Below are 1,838 nucleotides of genomic sequence, written 5' to 3' on the forward strand. Positions count from 1 at the left end.
AAGCCTGGATGGGCAGCACGGCCAGTTGCGCCGCCAGCGTCACGGCGATCCAGCCCGGCAGCACCAGGGCCGCCAGACGCCAGGCCCCCCTGCCCCGCAGCGCGTCCGCCAGGGGCAGCGCCAGGGGGACCAGAAGCACCAGCCCCGCCACGGCCGCCGCCGAGAGCTGGAGCCCCACGTCGAACACGCAGAGCGGATCGAGCGCGAACATGACCGCCAGGGCGAAGAACAGCCCGTCCAGCAGCACCCCCGTGCGCCCCAGCAGCAGAAGCCAGCCCCACGCGCCGAACATGAGCGCCGCGCGCACCAGCGACGGCTCGAAGCGGCCCAGCCAGAGGTACCCCGCCACCAGCGGCGCGCCCAGCAGCACCGCCAGCCGGGGCCGGGGAACGCGCAAGAGAAGCCCCGGCCAGGCCGCCCCCGCCAGCCAGGCCAGAGCCCAGCCCATGGCCGCCACGGCCGCCAGGTTCATGCCCGAGACGGCCAGCAGGTGGGCCAGGGAGGCGCGACGCACGCGGTCAAGATCGGACGGGTCCACGCCGGAGCGGTCGCCCGTGACGAGCCCCAGCACCATGCCCCCGGCCGAATCGCCCCCCGCGCCCCGCAGGATGGCCTCGCGCAGCCGCCCGCGCCAAGCCTCCAGGGCCGAGGCTTCGGCCTGCCGGACCAGCTCAACGGCCTTGCCGCCCTGGGTGAACACGCGCAGGAACACGCCGCGCACGCGCCAGCGCCAGGCCCAGTCCTGCACGCCGGGGTTGTCGAAGCCGTCCACGGCGTGGGGCCGCGCGGCGAGGCGCACCAGGCTGCCCGGCACGGGCCGGAAGGCGGGGTCCTGCCAGGTCCAGACCACGCGGCCGGGCAGGGATTCGCCCGCCTGGGTCGGCCCGGCCGCCGCGCCCGGAGCGGTCTGCGAACCCGGCGCGCTCCGCACGCCCGGCGGGAGGGGGCGCGCGGGGTCGAAGCGGAAGGAGGCCCGGTCCAGGAGGATTTCCAGGCGGTTGCCCGGGCGGTCGGTGACGGCCTCCACGCGGGCCAGGAGCGCGCCGTGGGGCCGCCGGTCGATCCAGTCGGGAAGGTCGGGAACGGCGGGCAGGCGCAGCCAGGCGTAGGCCAGGCCCGCCAGGGCGGCCAGGAGCATGAGGCCCGCACCGGGAAGCGAGCGCCCGGCGAGGCGGAAGCAGGCCGCCGCCGCCAGGAGCGCCAGCGCTCCGGAGGCCGGGTCCTGCACGGCCCAGGCCCCGCAGAGGCAGGCCAGCAGGAGCCCCTGCCAGGGAAGGAGCCCCGGGACGGCGCGGCGCGCCGGGGCCGGGGCGTCACGCACGGAACGCCCCGGGCGCGCTCCTTTGCGCCGGTCCGCGCGGACCGGCAAGGCCCCTGCGCGCGGAGGTCCAAGGCTCGGCCCCTGCCGCCATGCCGTGCGGGACAGCAAAGCCCTCGCGCACGGGGGCCTCCACGGGTCCGCGCGCGGTTCCCGGGGCGGGAGGCATGGAGCCCGGCGGGCCTATTCCTTGGCCCGGCGCACGCGCGCGCCCAGGCCCTGGAGCTTCACTTCCATGGCTTCGTAGCCCCGGTCCAGGTGGTAGATGCGCGCCACCTCGGTGGTGCCGTGGGCGGCCAGGCCCGCCAGCACCAGGGAGGCGCTGGCGCGCAGGTCCGAGGCCATGACGGGCGCTCCCGTGAGCCTGGGCACGCCGCGCACGAAGGCGCTCTGGGCGCTCACCTTGATGCGCGCGCCCAGGCGCACCAGCTCCTGCACGTGCATGAAGCGGTTCTCGAAGATGGTCTCGCGGATGGTTCCCGCGCCCGAGGCCACGCACATGAGGGCCATCACCTGGGCC

General features: G+C 76.9%; 2 protein-coding genes. Both read right to left on the minus strand.

Annotation, left to right across the window (positions count from 1 at the left end):
• Window positions 1–1,321: ComEC/Rec2 family competence protein (locus ACV4UX_RS19125; protein ID WP_491594866.1), on the minus strand; the 1,321-nt coding region annotated here is incomplete at its 3' end.
• A gap of 180 nt (window positions 1,322–1,501) precedes the next feature.
• Window positions 1,502–1,838: carboxyvinyltransferase (locus ACV4UX_RS19130; protein ID WP_491594867.1), on the minus strand; the 337-nt coding region annotated here is incomplete at its 5' end.

It is taken from the genome of Fundidesulfovibrio sp., assembly GCF_058402725.1.